General features: G+C 45.7%; 17 protein-coding genes. 6 read left to right on the top strand and 11 right to left on the bottom strand.

Translation table 11 applies throughout. From position 1 onward, the window contains the following. Positions 1-246: 246 nt before the first annotated feature. The 3 genes from pssA to ABD744_RS21490 all read right to left on the bottom strand — a co-directional run bounded on the left by pssA (position 247) and on the right by ABD744_RS21490 (position 3425). Complete coding sequence (gene pssA, locus ABD744_RS21500) at positions 247-1047, bottom strand: CDP-diacylglycerol--serine O-phosphatidyltransferase (RefSeq protein ID WP_344800659.1); 801 nt, start codon at positions 1045-1047, stop codon at positions 247-249. Between the two features lie 168 nt (positions 1048-1215). After that, positions 1216-1707, bottom strand: coding sequence for an acetolactate synthase small subunit (gene ilvN / locus ABD744_RS21495; protein ID WP_344800658.1), 492 nt, complete (start codon positions 1705-1707; stop codon positions 1216-1218). Further along, a complete protein-coding gene (locus tag ABD744_RS21490; protein WP_344800657.1) occupies positions 1707-3425 on the bottom strand; it encodes an acetolactate synthase 3 large subunit in 1719 nt (572 codons plus the stop codon). The genes ilvN and ABD744_RS21490 overlap by 1 nt, the downstream gene beginning before the upstream one ends. A 405-nt stretch (positions 3426-3830) precedes the next feature. Between ABD744_RS21490 and ABD744_RS21485 the strand changes: the two genes are divergently transcribed. Further along, positions 3831-4271, top strand: coding sequence for a DUF4124 domain-containing protein (locus tag ABD744_RS21485; RefSeq protein ID WP_344800656.1), 441 nt, complete (start codon positions 3831-3833; stop codon positions 4269-4271). Between the two features lie 172 nt (positions 4272-4443). Then, positions 4444-5529 (top strand): alpha/beta fold hydrolase, encoded by a 1086-nt coding sequence (locus tag ABD744_RS21480; RefSeq protein ID WP_344800655.1) that lies wholly within the window; start codon positions 4444-4446, stop codon positions 5527-5529. 68 nt (positions 5530-5597) lie between these two features. Here ABD744_RS21480 and clpB read toward each other — a convergent pair whose 3' ends face one another. From clpB to rluD, 3 genes are all read right to left on the bottom strand, one after another. Further along, positions 5598-8168, bottom strand: coding sequence for an ATP-dependent chaperone ClpB (clpB, locus tag ABD744_RS21475; RefSeq protein ID WP_344800654.1), 2571 nt, complete (start codon positions 8166-8168; stop codon positions 5598-5600). Positions 8169-8308: 140 nt separating this feature from the next. Further along, positions 8309-9067, bottom strand: a complete 759-nt coding sequence (pgeF, locus tag ABD744_RS21470) for a peptidoglycan editing factor PgeF (protein WP_344800653.1) — start codon at positions 9065-9067, stop codon at positions 8309-8311. A 10-nt stretch (positions 9068-9077) separates the two neighbouring features. After that, positions 9078-10028: a 23S rRNA pseudouridine(1911/1915/1917) synthase RluD gene (rluD, locus tag ABD744_RS21465; protein ID WP_344800652.1), complete on the bottom strand. Its 951-nt coding sequence runs from the start codon at positions 10026-10028 to the stop codon at positions 9078-9080. A 131-nt stretch (positions 10029-10159) separates the two neighbouring features. On the opposite strand from rluD, the gene ABD744_RS21460 reads away from it, so the two are divergent. Next, positions 10160-10996: an outer membrane protein assembly factor BamD gene (locus tag ABD744_RS21460; RefSeq protein ID WP_344800651.1), complete on the top strand. Its 837-nt coding sequence runs from the start codon at positions 10160-10162 to the stop codon at positions 10994-10996. Positions 10997-11077: 81 nt separating this feature from the next. Here ABD744_RS21460 and ABD744_RS21455 read toward each other — a convergent pair whose 3' ends face one another. Further along, positions 11078-12709: an NAD+ synthase gene (locus ABD744_RS21455; RefSeq protein ID WP_344800650.1), complete on the bottom strand. Its 1632-nt coding sequence runs from the start codon at positions 12707-12709 to the stop codon at positions 11078-11080. A 131-nt stretch (positions 12710-12840) separates the two neighbouring features. Here ABD744_RS21455 and ABD744_RS21450 point away from each other — a divergent pair, with 131 nt between their 5' ends. From ABD744_RS21450 to ABD744_RS21440, 3 genes are all read left to right on the top strand, one after another. Next, the gene (locus ABD744_RS21450; protein ID WP_344800649.1) at positions 12841-14430 is read left to right on the top strand and encodes a two-component system sensor histidine kinase NtrB; all 1590 of its coding nucleotides are present in this window, start codon (positions 12841-12843) and stop codon (positions 14428-14430) included. A gap of 3 nt (positions 14431-14433) precedes the next feature. Then, a complete protein-coding gene (locus ABD744_RS21445) occupies positions 14434-15801 on the top strand; it encodes a sigma-54-dependent transcriptional regulator (RefSeq protein ID WP_344800648.1) in 1368 nt (455 codons plus the stop codon). A 126-nt stretch (positions 15802-15927) separates the two neighbouring features. Continuing rightward, a complete protein-coding gene (locus ABD744_RS21440; protein WP_344800647.1) occupies positions 15928-16503 on the top strand; it encodes a GspH/FimT family pseudopilin in 576 nt (191 codons plus the stop codon). A gap of 9 nt (positions 16504-16512) precedes the next feature. Here the strand turns inward: ABD744_RS21440 and ABD744_RS21435 are convergent, their stop codons facing one another. From ABD744_RS21435 to ABD744_RS21420, 4 genes are read right to left on the bottom strand one after another with little or no spacing between them, the layout of a single operon-like run. Further along, entirely contained in the window at positions 16513-16932 is a 420-nt protein-coding gene (locus ABD744_RS21435; protein ID WP_344800646.1) for a type IV pilin protein, read from the bottom strand. After that, the gene (locus ABD744_RS21430; RefSeq protein ID WP_344800645.1) at positions 16929-17489 is read right to left on the bottom strand and encodes a hypothetical protein; all 561 of its coding nucleotides are present in this window, start codon (positions 17487-17489) and stop codon (positions 16929-16931) included. Before ABD744_RS21430 ends, ABD744_RS21435 begins: the two co-directional genes overlap by 4 nt. Beyond that, on the bottom strand, positions 17482-18174 hold the full coding sequence (locus ABD744_RS21425; protein WP_344800644.1) for a PilW family protein: 693 nt from the start codon (positions 18172-18174) through the stop codon (positions 17482-17484). The genes ABD744_RS21430 and ABD744_RS21425 overlap by 8 nt, the downstream gene beginning before the upstream one ends. Beyond that, entirely contained in the window at positions 18168-18602 is a 435-nt protein-coding gene (locus ABD744_RS21420) for a hypothetical protein (RefSeq protein WP_344800643.1), read from the bottom strand. The genes ABD744_RS21425 and ABD744_RS21420 overlap by 7 nt, the downstream gene beginning before the upstream one ends. Positions 18603-18637: the final 35 nt, after the last annotated feature.

Raw genomic sequence — 18637 nt, 5'->3', positions numbered from 1 at the left:
TGCCCCTCTCAGAACGTGGAGCGCATTATAGGCATCCCCACACACAACACAACCCCTTTCTGCACTTATTTTGAATTTAATTTCAAAGCGGTTAAAAACCACCCAACAGCGATCAAAATACACACAAAAGCACTCAAACCGAACAAATATCAACCAGCCACAGCCTGAACAAGATAGCCAACCAAAACACAAATCTACCGGACACAAAAAAGGCGAGCTTAGCTCGCCTTTTTTAACAAGAAGTCACTAACTGGATTTCTTTCTCTTTTCATTCAAAAACATTACCGGCCCGGAGGCTGCGTACACCATGAATCCAATCCACAAGACACGTGCCGGATCAATAGACACCAGCGCAATCACCAGCACCATTGAAATTAACGCAATAAACGGAACCTTATTCTTCAAATCGATATCTTTAAAGCTCGTATATTTAACATTACTGACCATTAGAATACCCGAACCCGCCACCACCAATGCAGCAAACCAAGATATATCTGAGCCATTCACCCCAACTTCGCTATACGCCCAAACCATTCCAGCCACAATCGCTGCCGCCGCCGGACTCGCCAAACCGATAAAATACTTTTTATCCACGATATCAATCTGCGTATTAAATCGCGCCAACCTCAACGCAGCACAAGCCACATAGATAAATGAAGCAACCCAACCTATTTGACCCAATGACTGCAATGCCCATGTAAACGAAACCAATGCCGGCGCCATCCCAAAAGCAACCATATCAGACAGACTGTCGTATTGAGCACCAAACTCACTTTGAGTATTAGTCAATCGCGCTACTCGCCCATCCAAACCATCTAGAATCATTGCTACAAAGATAGCAATTGCAGCTTTCTCAAAGTGACCGTTCATTGAAGCCACAACCGCATAGAAACCGGAAAATAATGCTGCCGTTGTAAACATATTTGGTAATAAGTAAAACCCTTTATGCTTGGCTTTCTTTACTTCATTACCTTCCGTATCAGAACAGTCGTTTTGCCCTGCCACTGAATTAACCTCTTTATCTTCTTGCTTCTCAACATCAGACATAATTAACAACACTCAAATAATGACAAACTAAATTCTATGGAAAATTCGATTACAAGCCAATGATCGTTCTCAATTTTCTTTACAAATATAAAAAAAGCGCAGCCTAAGCCACGCTTTCCGGTCAGTCAGTAACATTCACACTTACTGCCCTAACATTACAACTTAAGACTAAAGACCTAAAATCTTTTCACCACGAGCAATGCCAGAAACACCTGAACGCACAACTTCCAACACAGAAGTATTGCCTATTGCCTGAATAAACGCATCCAGCTTATCAGAAGTCCCAACAACCTGTATGGTATAAACAGAAGGTGTCATGTCAATGATCTGCGCCCGGAATACATCTGCCGTACGCTTTATCTCTGCACGCTGAGCACCGGATGCCCGGACTTTAATCAACAACAACTCACGCTCAACGTGCGCCCCTTCAGTTAAATCCACCAGCTTAACAACCTCAACCAACTTGTTAAGTTGTTTAGTTATTTGCTCAATGACTTTATCAGAGCCAATTGTGGTTACTGTCAATCGAGACAAAGTTGGATCTTCTGTGGGCGCCACAGTCAAGGACTCAATGTTATAGTTACGCTGCGAAAACAAACCAACAACACGTGACAACGCACCCGGCTCATTTTCCAGTAAAACTGAAATAATGTGTCTCATTAAGTACGCTCCGTCTTGCTTAACATCATATCTCTCATAGAACCGGTTGGAACCTGCATAGGATAAACATGCTCAGTCGGGTCTACCATTACATCCATAAATACCAGACGATCTTTCAACGAAAACGCTTCCTCCATCGCTGGTTCAAGATCTGCCAGCTTTTCAATACGCATAGCAACATGACCATAAGATTCAATCAACTTCTCAAAGTCCGGTAACGACTCCATGTAAGAGTGCGCATGTCTCGCTTCGTAGTTCAAATCCTGCCACTGCTTAACCATACCTAGCGCCTGGTTATTCAAGTTAAGAATTTTCACTGGCAAGTTGTATTGCTTACACGTAGAAAGCTCCTGGATATTCATCTGGAAGCTGCCTTCACCGGTCACACATACCACATCGTTATCAGGGTAATTCAGCTTGATGCCCATTGCGGCAGGCAGACCAAAGCCCATCGTTCCCAAACCGCCCGAGTTAATCCAGCGATTCGGTTTATCGAACTTGTAATACTGGCATGCAAACATCTGGTGCTGGCCCACATCAGAAGTCACATAAGCATCACCCTTTGTCACCTTATAAAGCGTTTCGATCGCTTGCTGAGGCTTAATGTAATCGCCCTCTGCGTTATAACGCATTCCGTGATGTGCTTTCCATTCATCGACCTGACGCCACCAATTAACCATGGCTTCTTTTTCTATTTCTTTTCTGGACGACTTCACCAAATCCAGCATTTCATTCAGAACCTGATCCACAGGTCCTACAATCGGAACATCCACATTCACAGTTTTAGAAATAGACGCAGGATCAATATCAATATGAACAATTTTCGCATTCGGGCAGAACTTCGACGTATTATTCGTTACACGATCATCAAAACGAGCACCAACCGCAATAATCAGATCACTGTGGTGCATGGTCATATTGGCTTCGTAAGTACCATGCATACCCAACATACCCAGATACTGACGATCCGTAGCCGGATAGCCACCCAAGCCCATTAAGGTATTCGTAACAGGCACACCAAGGATTTTAGCCAACTCCGTTAACTGCTTCGACGCTTTACCTAAGATAACACCACCACCTGCGTACAACACAGGACGTTTGGCTTCAAAAATCATATCAACGGCTTTTTTAATCTGCCCGGTATGACCTTTCGCGGCAGGTGCATAAGAACGCAGCTTTACCTTAGAAGGGTAACTGTATTCATAACGTTCATTCGGCAGCGTCATATCCTTTGGAATATCAACAACAACCGGCCCCGGTCGACCTGTTTCAGCCAGATAAAACGCCTTTTTAATAATCTCAGGAATTTCTTTCGGATCTTTCACTGTCATGCTGTGCTTAACAATCGGGCGAGTTACACCAACAATATCCGTCTCCTGGAATGCATCCTCACCAATCAAGTGAGATGGCACTTGCGCACAAAGCACAACCATTGGAATGGAATCCATGTAAGCCGTTGCAATGCCTGTCACGGTGTTCGTTGCTCCCGGACCTGATGTCACTAAAACAACACCCGCCTTGCCAGCAGCCCGTGCGTAACCATCCGCCATGTGAGTCGCGGCCTGTTCATGACGGACGAGCACGTGCTTCACATCTGACTGGCGATACAAAGCATCATAAATATGCAGGGCTGCACCGCCCGGATAACCATAAATATACTCAACGCCTTCATCGCTTAAAGCGCGAATCAGCATATCTCCGCCGGAAAGTAATTCCACCTTTGAGTCCTCTAAAAAGAAACCGTGCGTGTTAACGCACATTAATTACATATACACCGCGCAAAACCAGCAGTGTTTCATTATGATGTACCACATTAGCAGAGCAATAAGACAGCAGCGTAAGCCGTATTAATACCCCGATAACGCTTTTTTGGCGTTGTACCCGATTTCGGCGGTTGACCAAAGACGGATAAAGACAGGTTCCAAGAACTATGCGGCTTCTTGCTCTTGGACCCAAATTAGGATGTTCTCAGGGATTGCCCGAATATCCTGACTTATATTTGGGCTGAATATTCTGACATCACGCGGAATAAAGTCAATAGATATAACAAACTCACTGTTGATATATCATACAATTTATATAGATTATCCTTAATAGATAACAAACGACTGAGCTTTAACCTTATGAAAACACCTAAAATCGCCTTTTTCGCTACCGTAATAGCACTCAACACCTTGCTTTCAGCGAATGCAGTAAGTGATGTCTTTTATAAGTGGGTAGATGAAAACGGAACAACGCATTACGGCAGCAAGCCATCAAAAGAACATCAATCAGACAAAGTCAGAACACAAGGCCGTTCCTCTGGCCCTGTATCTAAAATGGCTCCAAAAGCCCAAGCCTCTGAAACAGAAAGTGCAAGCACTAACTCAGAAGGCACCATTGCTTACGACGCAGAAGAGCTAGCAAAATATTGCACAAGCATGAAAGACCGGCTTTCGCTTATGACATCAAGCAATCAAATAAAACAGAGAAACAAAGACGGCAGCGTCGTCATGCTAAAAGAAGAAGAAAGACAAGCACAAATCAGCGAAATCAAACAAAAGATTGCAGACACATGTAACTGACAGACACTTTCATAAGAATGGCCGACAAGTCATTGACCCCAAAATCAAATAAGATATGTTTGTATTCGAAAATGTGCACTGTTAGCCAGTTTATGACTAACGGCCACATAGAAAAGTTAGGTAGTATTAAATAAAACTATAACAACAGGCTGCTTAGAAGGAGCCAATAATAATGATAAAAAATATACGAATAGCACTATTACTCTCTCTGACCTTAATCCTAGCTTCAGGCTGCTCCAGCTTTGGGTCAGCAATGAAAGCAAGTCCGTCAGGCATTCATGCCATGGGATTTGCGACCATCAGCGCCGAAGACATCGAAGACAAATATACAGACGAAGATTCAAAGTGGTTTGCTTACAAGGGTCTACGCGTTCATTACAAAGATAAAGGCGAAGGCGAACCCATTGTATTGATTCACGGAATTATGTCTTCGCTCCACACCTGGGATGACTGGTCAAAAGAACTTGAAAAAAACTACCGTGTCATTCGTATGGATCTTCCCGGCTTTGGCTTAACCGGCCCTTTGCCCGAAGAGCTTGAATATGAAAAAGGCGAATTCATTGCTTTTCTACACTCGTTCACCACTGCTCTTGAGTTAGAGAAATTTGCATTAGCGGGTAACTCTTTAGGTGGCTACATGAGTGCTCATTATGCTTCGGAGTTCCCGGATCAGGTCAGCAAACTGATTCTACTGGACCCAATTGCGTACCCTCAGGATGTCCCTTGGGTAATCTCTGCAGCAAACCTTCCCGGAATTTGGCACATGTCCAAAAAAGTCGTTCCACCTTGGTTAGTTTCCTTAAACGTTGAAGAAGTTTATGGCGACAAAACCCGAATCAAACCGGAACACATGGAGCGTTACGTCCAGTTAAGCATGCGCAAAGGTAACCGGGAATCCTACGCAGAAGTGCTAAAACTCATTTACGAGAAAAGCCAACCGGGCAGCGAAATATTTCCTTTCCAACAGATCACCGCACCAACCTTGCTTATGTGGGGAGAAAAAGACAAATGGGTTCCGACTTCTCAGATTCCACACTGGGAAAAAGACATCAGTGATATCCAAACGCTTGTTTACCCGGGCGTCGGCCACGTACCTATGGAAGAAACGCCTAAGCAAACCGTTAAAGACGCAATTTCATTCTTAAAGTCTGAACTTAAAATACAAACAGAGACCACCAACCAAGCAGCAAAAAACCAACCAAAAATTGAGAAGGCCGCCACCAATACAGAAAGTTCAACAGAAAACTCAGGCGCTTAAACCTCAAAACCCGCCAATGAGCCTGAAGACTTAAACCTTACAGGCTCATTGACAGTTAAGTTATCAATTTAAGAAAAGACCACCTTACCTTCCACTATGTTTGCCTGAATGGTATCACCAGAGATAAATTCTCCAGCCAACAGCGCCTCAGCCAGTGGGTTTTCAAGGTAACGCTGAATGGCCCGTTTTAAAGGTCTTGCGCCATACACTGGGTCATAACCGGCCTCACAAATGGTCGACATAAGTTCATCCGACAGCTCTAGTTTCAATTCTCGCTCCGCCAAACGCTGGTACAAACGCTCCAGTTGAATGGAAGCAATACCAGAGATTTGATCTCGTGCCAGTGAATGAAATACTACAGTTTCATCAATACGGTTAATAAATTCAGGCCTGAAGTGCTGACCAACCACATCCATCACCATGGCCTTCATTTCTTCATAACTGGTCTCATCCGTTTTGGCTTGAGTTGCCTCCGAACCAAGGTTCGATGTCATCACGATGACCGTATTCCGAAAATCCACAGTTCGGCCTTGACCATCCGTAAGGCGGCCGTCTTCCAGTACCTGAAGCAATACATTAAAGACATCAGGATGGGCTTTTTCTACCTCATCCAACAGCAGTACTGAGTAAGGTTTTCTTCGAACCGCTTCGGTTAAATAGCCGCCTTCCTCATAACCAACGTAACCCGGAGGCGCACCGATCAGTCTTGCCACCGAATGTTTCTCCATGAACTCCGACATATCAATACGAACCATGGCATCTTCTGTATCAAACAGAAAAGAAGCCAAGGACTTACAAAGTTCGGTTTTACCCACGCCGGTTGGCCCTAAGAACAAAAACGAACCATTGGGTCGATTCGGATCAGACAAGCCAGCCCGGGATCGGCGAACTGCGTTTGCCACCGCAATCACAGCCTCATCTTGCCCGACCAGACGCTCATGCAGCGCATCTTCCATCCGCAACAGCTTGTCTCGTTCGCCTTCCAGCATTTTAGTGATGGGGATTCCGGTCCAACGAGAGACAACCTCTGCCACTTCCTCTTCCGTTACCCGGTTTCGTAGCAGCGTCTTTTCCTGCTCCTGGGCTTCGCTGGCCCGCTCTAGCTCTTTCTCCAACATCGGGATCGTCCCGTATTGAAGTTCAGACATTAGCGACAAATCACCGTTTCGTCTCGCCGTTTCCAGATCCTGTCGTGCTTTTTCCAAATCCGCCTTAACCTGATGCTCCCCTTGTAACGACGCTTTTTCAGACATCCAGATTTCTTCAAGATCGGCGTATTCTTTCTGCACATTACTGATAGTGTTCATCAGCTCTTCCAATCGCTTTTTAGACGCTCGATCACTCTCCTTCTTAAGCGCTTCGGCTTCGATTTTAAGCTGGATGAGCCGACGTTCTAGGCGATCAAGATTTTCTGGTTTTGAGTCAATTTCCATCCGAATTCGACTCGCCGCTTCGTCCACCAAATCAATGGCCTTATCCGGAAGCTGGCGATCCGAGATATAACGATGCGATAACTTCGATGCGGCGATGATTGCCGAATCAGTAATCTCTACCCCATGATGCACTTCATAACGCTCTTTCAAGCCCCGTAAAATGGCAATGGTGTCCTCTTCGGTTGGCTCTTCCACCAAAACCTTTTGAAAGCGGCGTTCAAGCGCAGCGTCTTTTTCGATGAACTGACGATATTCATCCAACGTGGTTGCACCGACACAATGCAACTCGCCACGGGCTAATGCTGGTTTCAACATATTCCCGGCATCCATAGAGCCTTCACTCTTGCCCGCACCAACCATAGTGTGCAATTCATCAATGAACAGAATAATTTGACCTTCTTGCTTGGCAAGTTCATTCAGGACGGCTTTGAGACGTTCCTCAAATTCGCCTCGATACTTGGCACCAGCAACCAACGCCCCCATATCCAGAGATAAAACTTTTTTATCTTTTAGCCCTTCAGGGACTTCGCCGTTAATAATGCGCTGGGCCAAACCTTCTACGATGGCCGTTTTACCAACGCCTGGTTCACCAATCAATACCGGATTATTTTTCCGTCGACGCTGAAGAACCTGAATGGTTCTTCGAATCTCATCATCTCGACCAATCACAGGGTCGAGCTTGCCTGACTCTGCTTTTTCCGTCAGATCTACGGTGTACTTATCCAAGGCTTGTCTTTGCTCTTCAGCTTCCGGACTCTTCACTGACTCACCTCCACGCACCTCTTCAATCGCTTTCACCAACGCATCACGAGTTAACCCCGAAGCACGCAGCGCATCCCCGAGCCGACCTTTATCTTCCACCCCAGCCAGCAACACCAACTCGCTTGAAATGTATTGGTCGCCCTTCTGTTGGGCCTCTTTATCCGCACGATTCAACAAACGCCCCATATCATTGGACATATGCACATCGCCATCACTGCCGGATACCGTCGGCAAATCCCGCAACTGAGTCTCTAGTTCTTGTTCGAGTTTAACTAAGTCCCCTCCCGATTTTTTAATGATCGCTTTGAGGCCATTGCCATCATCACGCAACAGCGCACTCATTAAATGCGCTGGTTCAATAAAATTATGATCTTTACCAATCGCCAACGACTGTGCATCAGACAATGCCACTTGGAGCTTGCTTGTTAGCCTATCAATTCGCATAACAATTCCTCTGAAAATAAGCCTTTACGTTAGATCTGACGAATAGGACGTAAACGGCTTAATACCTATGTTAAGGAATTTATTGGGGCAACTATTTTTAGTTTCAAGGGAGGTTTAAGAGAGATAACCAAAAAGATTGATTATTTTTTGATCCAAATCATCGAAGCCATACGACCCGTAGTGCCTTCTCGACGAAATGAGTAAAAGCGTTCGTCTTTCCAAGTACAAAAACCGCCACCAAACACCTGATGGACACCGATTAAGCCTAATCGAATTCTGGCAAGCTCGTACAAGTCGGCATAATATTTACCACGGGATTGGTAATCCGGCTGAAAAGCTTGGTCTGTAGCAGGATGGTGCTCTACAAACTCTCTTCGCACTTCACCGCCCACTTCAAATTGATGACGCCCGATGGCCGGCCCCATCCACGCTAATACGGATGAAGGGGCCACCCCCATGGTTGCCACCGTTTTTTCCAACACGCCCGACGCTAAACCTCGCCAACCGGCATGTGCCGCAGCAACAACAGACCCTTGCTCATCGGTGAATAATACTGGCAGACAATCCGCCGTCATAACCACGCACGGCAAGTTAGCTTCATGGGAATACACCGCATCCCCTTCGCGTACTTTGCCGTCATCCTTTGCTTCGACAACCTGCGTGCCATGCACTTGAGTTAACCATTGCCCCACTCGTTTGAGTCGGCAAAGATGTAAAAAACGAGCCCGGTTTTTTACCACGTTTGCAGGCGAGTCTCCGACATGATCGCCCATATTAAATGAATCATAAGGCGCAGGGCTAAATCCACCAATACGAGTACTGACGCAAGCTTTTACGTGATCCGGAGCGGGCCAATCCGCCCATATGAGACTGGACAAACTTGAACTTGCATCCGTCATACACTCACCTTTAGTTATCTTCTTCAGCCAAACACGCCAACAGTTCCACCATATCTTGCGGTAATTCGACTTCCCACGCCATATCTTCTCCCGTGATTGGGTGAACCAACTCCAAGCGCTTGGCATGCAACGCCTGTCGCTTAAACGACTGAAGCATATTCAAAAGAGCAGGAGAAGCACCTTTCGGAATCCTCATTCTGCCTGCGTATACCGCATCACCAATCAACGGGTAGCCAAGATGAGACATATGGACACGAATTTGGTGAGTACGACCCGTCTCTAGTTTCAGGCGAATGTGTGTATGGTTCTGATAACGATCCATCACACGATAATGGGTGATTGCCGGCTTACCTGAAGCGATAACGGCTTGCTTCATGCGACTCACCGGATGCCTGCCGATCGGCTCGTCCACAACGCCCCCGCCGGTCATGACACCCTGAACGACAGCCTCATACTCTCGCCCCATTTCCCTGGTCTGCAACTGATCAACCAAATCCGTTTGAGCCTCAATCGTCTTTGCAACGACCATTAAGCCAGAAGTATCCATGTCCAGGCGATGTACAATTCCAGCCCTCGGCACAACTTCGATGCCCGGATAATGATACAAAAGCGCATTCAACAAGGTACCGTTATAATGACCTGCTGCAGGATGTACCACCAGCCCTACCGGCTTATTAATCACCAGAATATCGTCATCCTCATAGACAATTTCCAGCGGGATATTTTCAGCTTGCCATTGATTTACGTCTTCTAGCTCGGCTTCAATTTCCAACAGTTCCCCACCCCAAAGTTTTTCTTTGGGTTTGAGTGTTTTACCATCGATGGTCAGCTCTCCGGATTTGATCCAGCCCTGGAGCCGGACTCTTGAATATTCGCTGAACAATTTAGATGCAATTTGATCAACTCGCATACCACTCATATCTTCAGGGACAGTTTGTGACTCAGATATTTGACGGGACATATTTCTAAACTTTTTCCTTCATTAATGACAAAGCAACTTCGACAACAATTTGTGCTTCAAATCTCTGTAACCACGATGCGATGTATGCTTAAATGCTTGACCTAAGTTCTTATTATATCTGTTGACTGTGTATGATGTTAAAAAGATTCTCATTTATTATTGTTTTATTTGCACTTTTGGCTGGTTGCTCCAGCGATGATAAAAAACCGGACGAACCCGAAAAAACAGAATTAGAGTACTATTCTGACGCCCAGGAACTGATGGATACTGAACAACATTTTCAGGCCATCAAAGAGCTGTCAGATCTGGAAAACTATTACCCGTTTGGCCGCTACGCGGAACAAGCCAAACTTGAGCTGATGTTCAACTACATCCGCCTTGATGATTACACTAACGCCCACGCAACCGCCGAGCGTTTTCTGCGCCTGCATCCGAGACACCCAAAAGTAGACTACGCATATTATGTACGTGCTCTCTCAACTTACTACATGACCCGTGGTTTCTTCGATTCTTTCATATCCATTGACCGAGCAGAACGAGACATGGGCATCATTGAAGACGCCTTTACCGAATTCAGTGAGTTCCTGAGCAAATACCCCAAGAGTCAATACGCTGTGGATGCCCGTCAACGGATGCTGCACCTGCGCGACTACCTAGCCAACCACGAAATTTATGCTGCGCGCTATTTAATTCGTCGCCAGGCGTTTGCTGCTGCCGCCAATCGAGGTAAATACATAGTCACCCGATTCCAAGGAACAACGGCTGTGCCAGAAGGCTTAGCAATCATGGTCGAGTCTTATCAAAAACTTGGGCTGGACGACCTTGCAAATGACTCTCTGAGTGTTCTGGTGGCCAATTACCCGGACTATAAAGATCTGGACGAAAACGGCCAACTTAACATTAAAGATGTACACAGCAACGACCAACGCTCTTTCCTGAACATTTTAACCTTTGGATTACTTGGCTAGCATTTAAGCCACAACATAAAACCACATAAAAAAGGGAGCTACGCAGCTCCCTTTTTTATGTTCATCAATCGGTCTCTTCCATTACTCTCCAATATGCCAACCGGACGTAATCGGATAACGGCGATCTTTGCCAAACCCTCTTTGCGTAATGCGAATACCTATCGGTGCCTGACGGCGCTTGTACTCGTTTAAATCCACCAAGCGCACCACACGATAGACTTCATCCTTATTAAAGCCTTTTGCAACAATACCATCCGCGCTGACGTCTTCTTCGATGTACAAGCGTAAAATTTCATCCAGTACATCGTAAGGCGGTAGCGAGTCTTCATCTTTTTGGTCAGGCGCTAACTCAGCAGAAGGAGGCCTGGTGATGACTCTGTCCGGGATGACTTCTGAGAGCGTATTGCGATAGCGGCTCAACTCATAAACCAATGTTTTTGGTACATCTTTCAAAACGTCAAAGCCACCGGCCATATCACCGTATAAGGTCGAGTAACCAACAGCCATTTCAGATTTATTACCGGTAGTTAATACCAAGTAACCTTTCTTATTGGAAATAGCCATCAACAGGACACCCCGGCAGCGTGCCTGTAGATTTTCCTCAGTGGTATCACGCTGAGTCCCTTCAAACTCACTTTCCAGCATGGTCATGAAGGAATTATAGGGTTGCTCAATAGGAATCACGCTGTAACGCACGCCCAGCGTATTGGCTTCAGCTTCTGCGTCATGCAAACTCATTTGCGATGTATATTTAAAGGGCATCATGACAGCTTCGACCCGTTCCGGCCCAAGTGCATCGACGGCCACCGCAAGCGTCAGTGCGGAGTCAATACCACCTGAAAGCCCTAGAACCACGCCTTTAAAACGGTTTTTATTAACATAATCACGAACGCCTGTGACCAATGCCTGATACGCAGATTCGTGATGGGTAACCCCCTCATGCAGTTCTCCGGAAATTTCCAACGAGTCATGCTCCGCCTTCACGGTCAAAGGAATAAGTGCTTCTTCATAAAATGGCCCTTGAGCGACTTTATTCCCTAACGAGTCTATGGCCATTGATGCACCGTCAAACACCAGTTCATCCTGACCACCCACCTGGTTTACATAAAGGAGGCCCACATCATGCTCACGGCACTGTTTCTCTATTAATTGATAGCGCTCTTCCGACTTATTCAAATGAAACGGCGACGCATTAAGATTCAGAATACACTGAGCACCGGCTTCCACGGCCCTCAAAACAGGCTCTGGATGCCAAACGTCTTCACAAATCGTTAACCCAAACGAAATGCCTTCTATATCCAATACCGTTGCTTTACGTTTACCCGGCGTAAAATAACGTTTTTCGTCAAACACCTGAAAATTCGGTAGTTTTTGTTTGTGGTAATGAGCCAATTCAGCACCGGCGTACAACACCACAGCCGAATTATACAAATGACCTTGTTCGGTCAAAGGCAATCCGACAACGGCATACACATCCCGAGGCAGCTCCAATTTCATTCTGTCTAAAGCGGAGTTAATTCGGGTGGTTAAACTGGGCCGAAGCAAGAGATCTTCAGGCGGATAACCGGTTAAAACCAGCTCCGGGAATAAAACAACATCCGCATTATAAAGCGCTTTTGCCTGTTCTACTTTCTCAATTACCAATGAGGTGTTGCCTTCAACATCACCGACCAAAGGGTTAACCTGAGCCATCACTACAGTTAACGCTGTCATTTCTTATCCTTTGATAGTTTTAATAAAGCTGGTGCGCATTGTCTTAAATCTTATACCATTTAGCAAAACAGAATACACAACAAGCTAAAATCAAGACATTCAACAAAAGTGCCAGGGAAATAAACCACGTTATGCCTCAAAAACTATGGCTGCCAAACAGGCGGTTGATTGAAGTTTACAATTATTATCGGTTGCTATTATCACTCAGCTTAGCCATTGCCGTGACTGAGCTGATCAGCACTGACATTGTAGGGGGGCGCTCCCCGGAACTGTACCAGACCACCAGCTACATTTATTTATTCTGCGCGCTCGTACTCACCGCAGTGTTGATGGTGCTGCGAAAGGTTTATATCTGGCAGATCATTACGGCCATCTCCATCGATATCACCTTTCTGACCATTCTTATGTACGCCAGCGGAGGCATTCAAAGTGGTTTAGGTAATCTGGTAATCATCGCAGTGGCGTGTGGAAACATCATCACCACGGGCCGGTTTGGTATTTTGTTAGCGGCCATTGCCACCATCGCTACACTTTACATGGAGTTTTATCTGCAACTTCAACACAGTGCTTCAGCTTCAGGGTATGTACGCGCCGGATTACAAGGGCTGATGTATTTTGGTACTTCACTGCTCATTCAAAACATCACCAAACGCATCGATGAGAGTGAGTCTTTAGCCAAAAAACGCGCCAAGGAAATTATCAACCTGGAACAACTGAACAAGATGATCATTCAACGAATGAGAACCGGCATCATTGTTTGTTCAGAAAACGGCACCATTCACTTAGTCAATGAAGCAGCAAAAGAACTGATGCCTGCCGGAGATCCCAGCAGCCAAACTTTTTATTCCTCAGAACAACTCCCTCCACTGATTCATCAATACCTGTCTGACTGGCGGCTAGGCCTGAAACATCAATTTGCAACCTACACATCCTTAGGCGGACACTCAGAAGTTCGATGCAGTTTTGCGCGCCTGACGTCACACTCTAATGAAATACTCATTTTTCTGGAAGACGCATCAAAACTTAAACGAGAAGCACAACAACTCAAACTGGCATCACTGGGTCGTTTGACCGCTAGCATCGCTCATGAAATCCGGAATCCGCTGGGTGCAATCAGCCACGCGGCCCAACTGCTTCAAGAGTCGGAAGGCCTCGACAAAGCCGACCTCAAGTTGTCTAACATCATCCAAAGCCATTGCTTACGGGTGAACCGTATCATTGAGAATGTATTACAGCTGTCCCGAAGGAAAGTAGAAGCGTCCGACACCATTAATTTATCCTCCTGGCTGCCAGTCTTGTCGCAAACCATCAAAGAAGAAAACAAAGACTGTGAGATTACTTTAACGATCCACCAGGACATCACAGCACAATTCGTGGCGAGCCAACTTGAACAGGTGGTTTCTAATTTAGTGAACAACGGACTGAGATACAGTAAACAAAATACCAATAAATCAACCATTGAATTGGCCACAGATATCGACAAACACAGCGGCCTGCCCTATCTTGATGTGATTGATGACGGTCCCGGCATAACCGAAGCCGAACCTCATAAAGTATTTGAGCCGTTTTACACGACCGACAGTACATCCGGAACGGGGCTGGGTTTATTTATTTCAAGAGAACTCTGTGAACTCAACCAGGCGAACCTCGAATACATAAAACACCCGAATAAGGGCAGTCAATTTCGTATAACTTTTGTCCATCCTGAAAAGATAATTTAAATCATGAATCAACAAGTGCTCGTAATCGATGATGAACCAGATATCCGTGAATTATTAGACATCACATTAATGCGGATGGGCATCGATGCTGTTCTGGCCGAAAACATCACTCAGGCAAAGAATATTCTGGCCAGTCAAAGTTTCGATTTATGCCTGACGGACATGAACTTACCGGATGGAAATGGCATTGAGCTTATTTCGCACATTCAGCAGACAAACCCGAACCTGCCAGTCGCCGTCATTACCGCTTACGGCAGTATGGAAACAGCGGTGTCGGCCCTAAAAGCAGGCGCATTTGACTTCATTTCCAAGCCCGTGGATTTAAAACATCTACGCGATCTCGTCCAGTCTGCATTCAAACTGCCTTCTTCATCAAAAACATCGTCCGGCCCGGCGGAACCCATCTCGAGTGAAGCTAAAACCAATAAAATCCTTGGCAATTCCAATGCCGTCGCATTACTGAGGAAACAAGTAACCAAACTCTCTCGCAGCCAGGCGCCTGTTTACATCCACGGCGAGTCCGGCAGTGGTAAAGAGTTAGCGGCCCGTCTGATTCACGAACTCGGCCCAAGGTCTGATGGCCCCTTCATTGCGGTTAACTGTGGCGCCATCCCGAGTGAGTTGATGGAAAGCGAATTTTTTGGCCATAAAAAAGGGGCGTTCACTGGCGCCACTGAAAATAAAGAAGGTTTTTTCCAAGCCGCCAGTGGAGGTACTTTATTCTTAGACGAAGTTGCAGACCTCCCGCTCGCCATGCAAGTAAAATTACTTCGCGCCTTGCAAGAAAAGTCTGTCCGGCCCGTTGGTGAACAAAAAGAAGTCTCCATCGACGTTCGAATTTTAAGCGCAACACATAAAGATCTCGCCAAAGAAGTCGATGAAGGGAACTTCCGCCAAGACCTTTTTTATCGAATCAATGTGATTACACTGAACGTCCCCTCACTGAGAGAAAGGAAAGAAGATATAGAGCTGTTGGCGTCTAAAATTTTAGAAAAGATTGCTCAGGAATGGCAGATGGATCAAATCCAACTGGACCCGACATCAATGACCGCCCTGAAGAATTATCATTTCCCCGGTAACATTCGAGAGCTCCAAAACATTCTGGAACGGGCCTACACCTTGTGTGAAGGCGATGTCATCAGTCCTGAAGACCTTCAGTTACCCTCCACGACGAACGCTTCAACCCTTGATGAAACACAGGTCGACATTTCGGAGATCGAAGCCTTAGACGATTATTTAGAGTCCATAGAGAAAAAAGCCATTCAACAAGCCCTCGAAGAAACCCGCTGGAATAAAACGGCGGCGGCTAAGCGGCTGGGCATCACCTTCCGGGCACTGAGATATAAGCTAAAGAAACTAGATATGGAATAAATAAGTGCACTAAATTACATACCGTTTCAAATAGTCACCAATCATCATATGAAAAGAGGAACCAGTACTCATTATTATGGGTAGAGAAAGCCATAATAAAAACAAGTGCAGACGACATCTAATATTATGAACAAAAATATTCGCGGTTTTTCTCTACTCGAACTGACTATTGTGATTGCAATTGTAGCTGTTACCGCCTATTTGGCGGCACCATCCTTCAACCAATGGCGAAATAAACACAATGTGGAAACGGCCGTCAGCACCCTCATGGACGCAATCAACTTCACTCGCTATACCGCCATAGAAACCGACAGTACCATCACCTTATGCCCCACCAAAGATCGCCAAACCTGCTCTTCAGACTGGCAAGGGGCAATTATGATTTTCAAAGACTTGGATAAAAACAGAACTCTGGATCAACAAGATGAACTCATTCGGGTAGAAACCTTAAACCTTGATGGCTTCATCAAATCCGAGTCTTGGTTCGGCAGCAACCGATATTTACAAATGACACCAAATGGACTCACCAATAACCAGAACGGCCGATACACCATTTGCCCCAAAAATGGCGATGATCAGCTCGCTCGGCAGATCATCATTAACCGTAGGGGCAAAGCTCGCTTGGCGAAAGACTGGAATCAGGACGGCATCATCGACGGCAACAAAGGCAACCCGATCAGTTGTTCCAATAACGCAGCTTAAATGCCATTATTACCAAGCAATACAGCCTGACTCGGATTCAAGCCTGCAGCCATTACCATGGTGATCGTACGTTAAACTGCCATCGCTTTTGGCACTGGTCGTCAAAGCCTGAGCAACCAATAGATAAGAACGATCTACATTCTCTCCTTCGATCTCAATTTGATAATGCGTAACCTCATCATTACGAGGTATTTGAGTTTCACACACTTGATCCAAGGCTGTGGTCACTTCCACTAAAGAACCCTTTTTGGTTTTAAGCTTTGCTAACTTAATGCCACATGAAACCAAGTACTGCTTCGCAAGTTCTCTTCGGTTTTCAATCACAAACTTCTGATAACTGGGCACCGACATCAACATCAAGATGCCGATGAGCGAAACCACAACCATTAGCTCAATAAGCGAAAAACCCGACTGATCTTGATGACTCAATGCACTCTCCAGGATAAAAGGCGATGAACACGGACAGTGCTCAGCGGGTTAGCAACACAAAGTAGACAGGCGTCTTCGGTTGCCGTCTCGATTTGCTCAACGCTGTATACCTCAAGCCACTGGGATGATCGGTTATGCTTTTGATACACAATATCAAACCGATAAAAGCGCTTTTGGGCCATTAAAGTTTGGGAATGTAATTCCAGGCTCGGCTTGACTAGCGCATTAAACTCTGCATCGAGTGAACGATCTAGGAGCTCACCCCTAATACTCCAATCGGCTTGATTCGATTCACTACATACTAACAATTGATCTGAGTTACCCGCCAAGTCCAGACAATATTGAAGCCCCTGAATTACACCAGAAGAAGACGCCAAAGCCTTAACAAGCCGGGATCTCACACCTCGATATTCTCGCTTTACCGCTAAGCGTTGGTCATAAAATCCGACAATTTTTAATTGAGAAAAAGTGGATTTTCCAACCGCTAAAACCGACGACGTAACAATCAAAAGCAAAAACAACACCCAAAGCAGAACTGAACCACGCTCTCTAGCCATTGGGTAACACCACCAATGTTGTAAACTTTCGCGACATAAAGTCCTCTGGCGAAGACCTCTGCCAGTAATTACTCTTAAACGGATTGCTTTCAATGGGTTTATACGCCGTAACTACGACTCTTAAAGCCACTGGGTTCATTAGCTCGGGATTAAACTCGGACGCACTGACGTATTGATCCGGCACACCATCCAAACGACCGGACTCAAATACAGTTCCCAAAAATGAGCCCTGATCCACTGCGACCTCATAAGATATATCGTCAATACCTTCTGTAATCCAATCCACCAGCCGACCGGACGAGCATTTAAGCTCTTTCCCTCCTAGCTCATACGCTTCAACCGACAGTTGATCCACCACCAGGCTATGACTTATTTTATTTCCCAAACAATTCCTCACTTCTCCAATCAAAGGAAGCTCAGACTGGTAACGCACTATTAAGTCATCACCTGAAAACGAAATTGCAGGCTGATCACCAGTTCCCGCTCCGGCCTTTTCTATATTTATCTCCATGTACCTTAGGACGAAGCGGCCTATCTCATTACTTTCAATCGAAACCTGTTGTGATCTGGTCAAAGACAAAATCGAAATAAACCACTCCGTTGCCGCAACACTCAGCGAAACGGACAACAAAGTTGCTAACATCATTTCAACCAAAGAAAAGCCTGTCTGGCGCTGTGCTACCATACCGGACGCTCAATACAAAATTCAGTGGAAGCACAACTATTCACATCCGCATCGAACCAGGCAACTGCCATACAAATTCCCTCAGGACAAGAAAACACTCTGGCACTGGCTCCGGGAAAGGTGCTTATTAGTGTGTTCGCAAGGTGGGCATGGTCTAAAGAAACCAGCTGTTCTGGAGAGCAGGGGTTGCAGCTGAATGAACTTACACGACTAAGATCATCTATAAGATAGCGCTGACCATTTTCAGAATTGAGATAAATACGTCGAGAGGTTTCTTCAATCAGTTCATAAGCCTGACCTACATAGTAGGCATGATCAATATCACTTTGGGTTTCGATTTGGAGGCGAGCGATGCCTACCACGGAAACCGACACAAGCACCAATGAAACTTGAATCTCTAAGAAGGAAAATCCAGAAGAATTCGGCATAAATCACAGTCCTTTGTGACATATCAGGTGAATAA

The organism is Litoribacillus peritrichatus (assembly GCF_039537985.1).
Classification (GTDB): domain Bacteria; phylum Pseudomonadota; class Gammaproteobacteria; order Pseudomonadales; family Litoribrevibacteraceae; genus Litoribacillus; species Litoribacillus peritrichatus.
The sequence above is the reverse complement of the archived record's forward strand: the minus strand, read 5'-3'. Positions and strand labels throughout refer to the sequence as shown.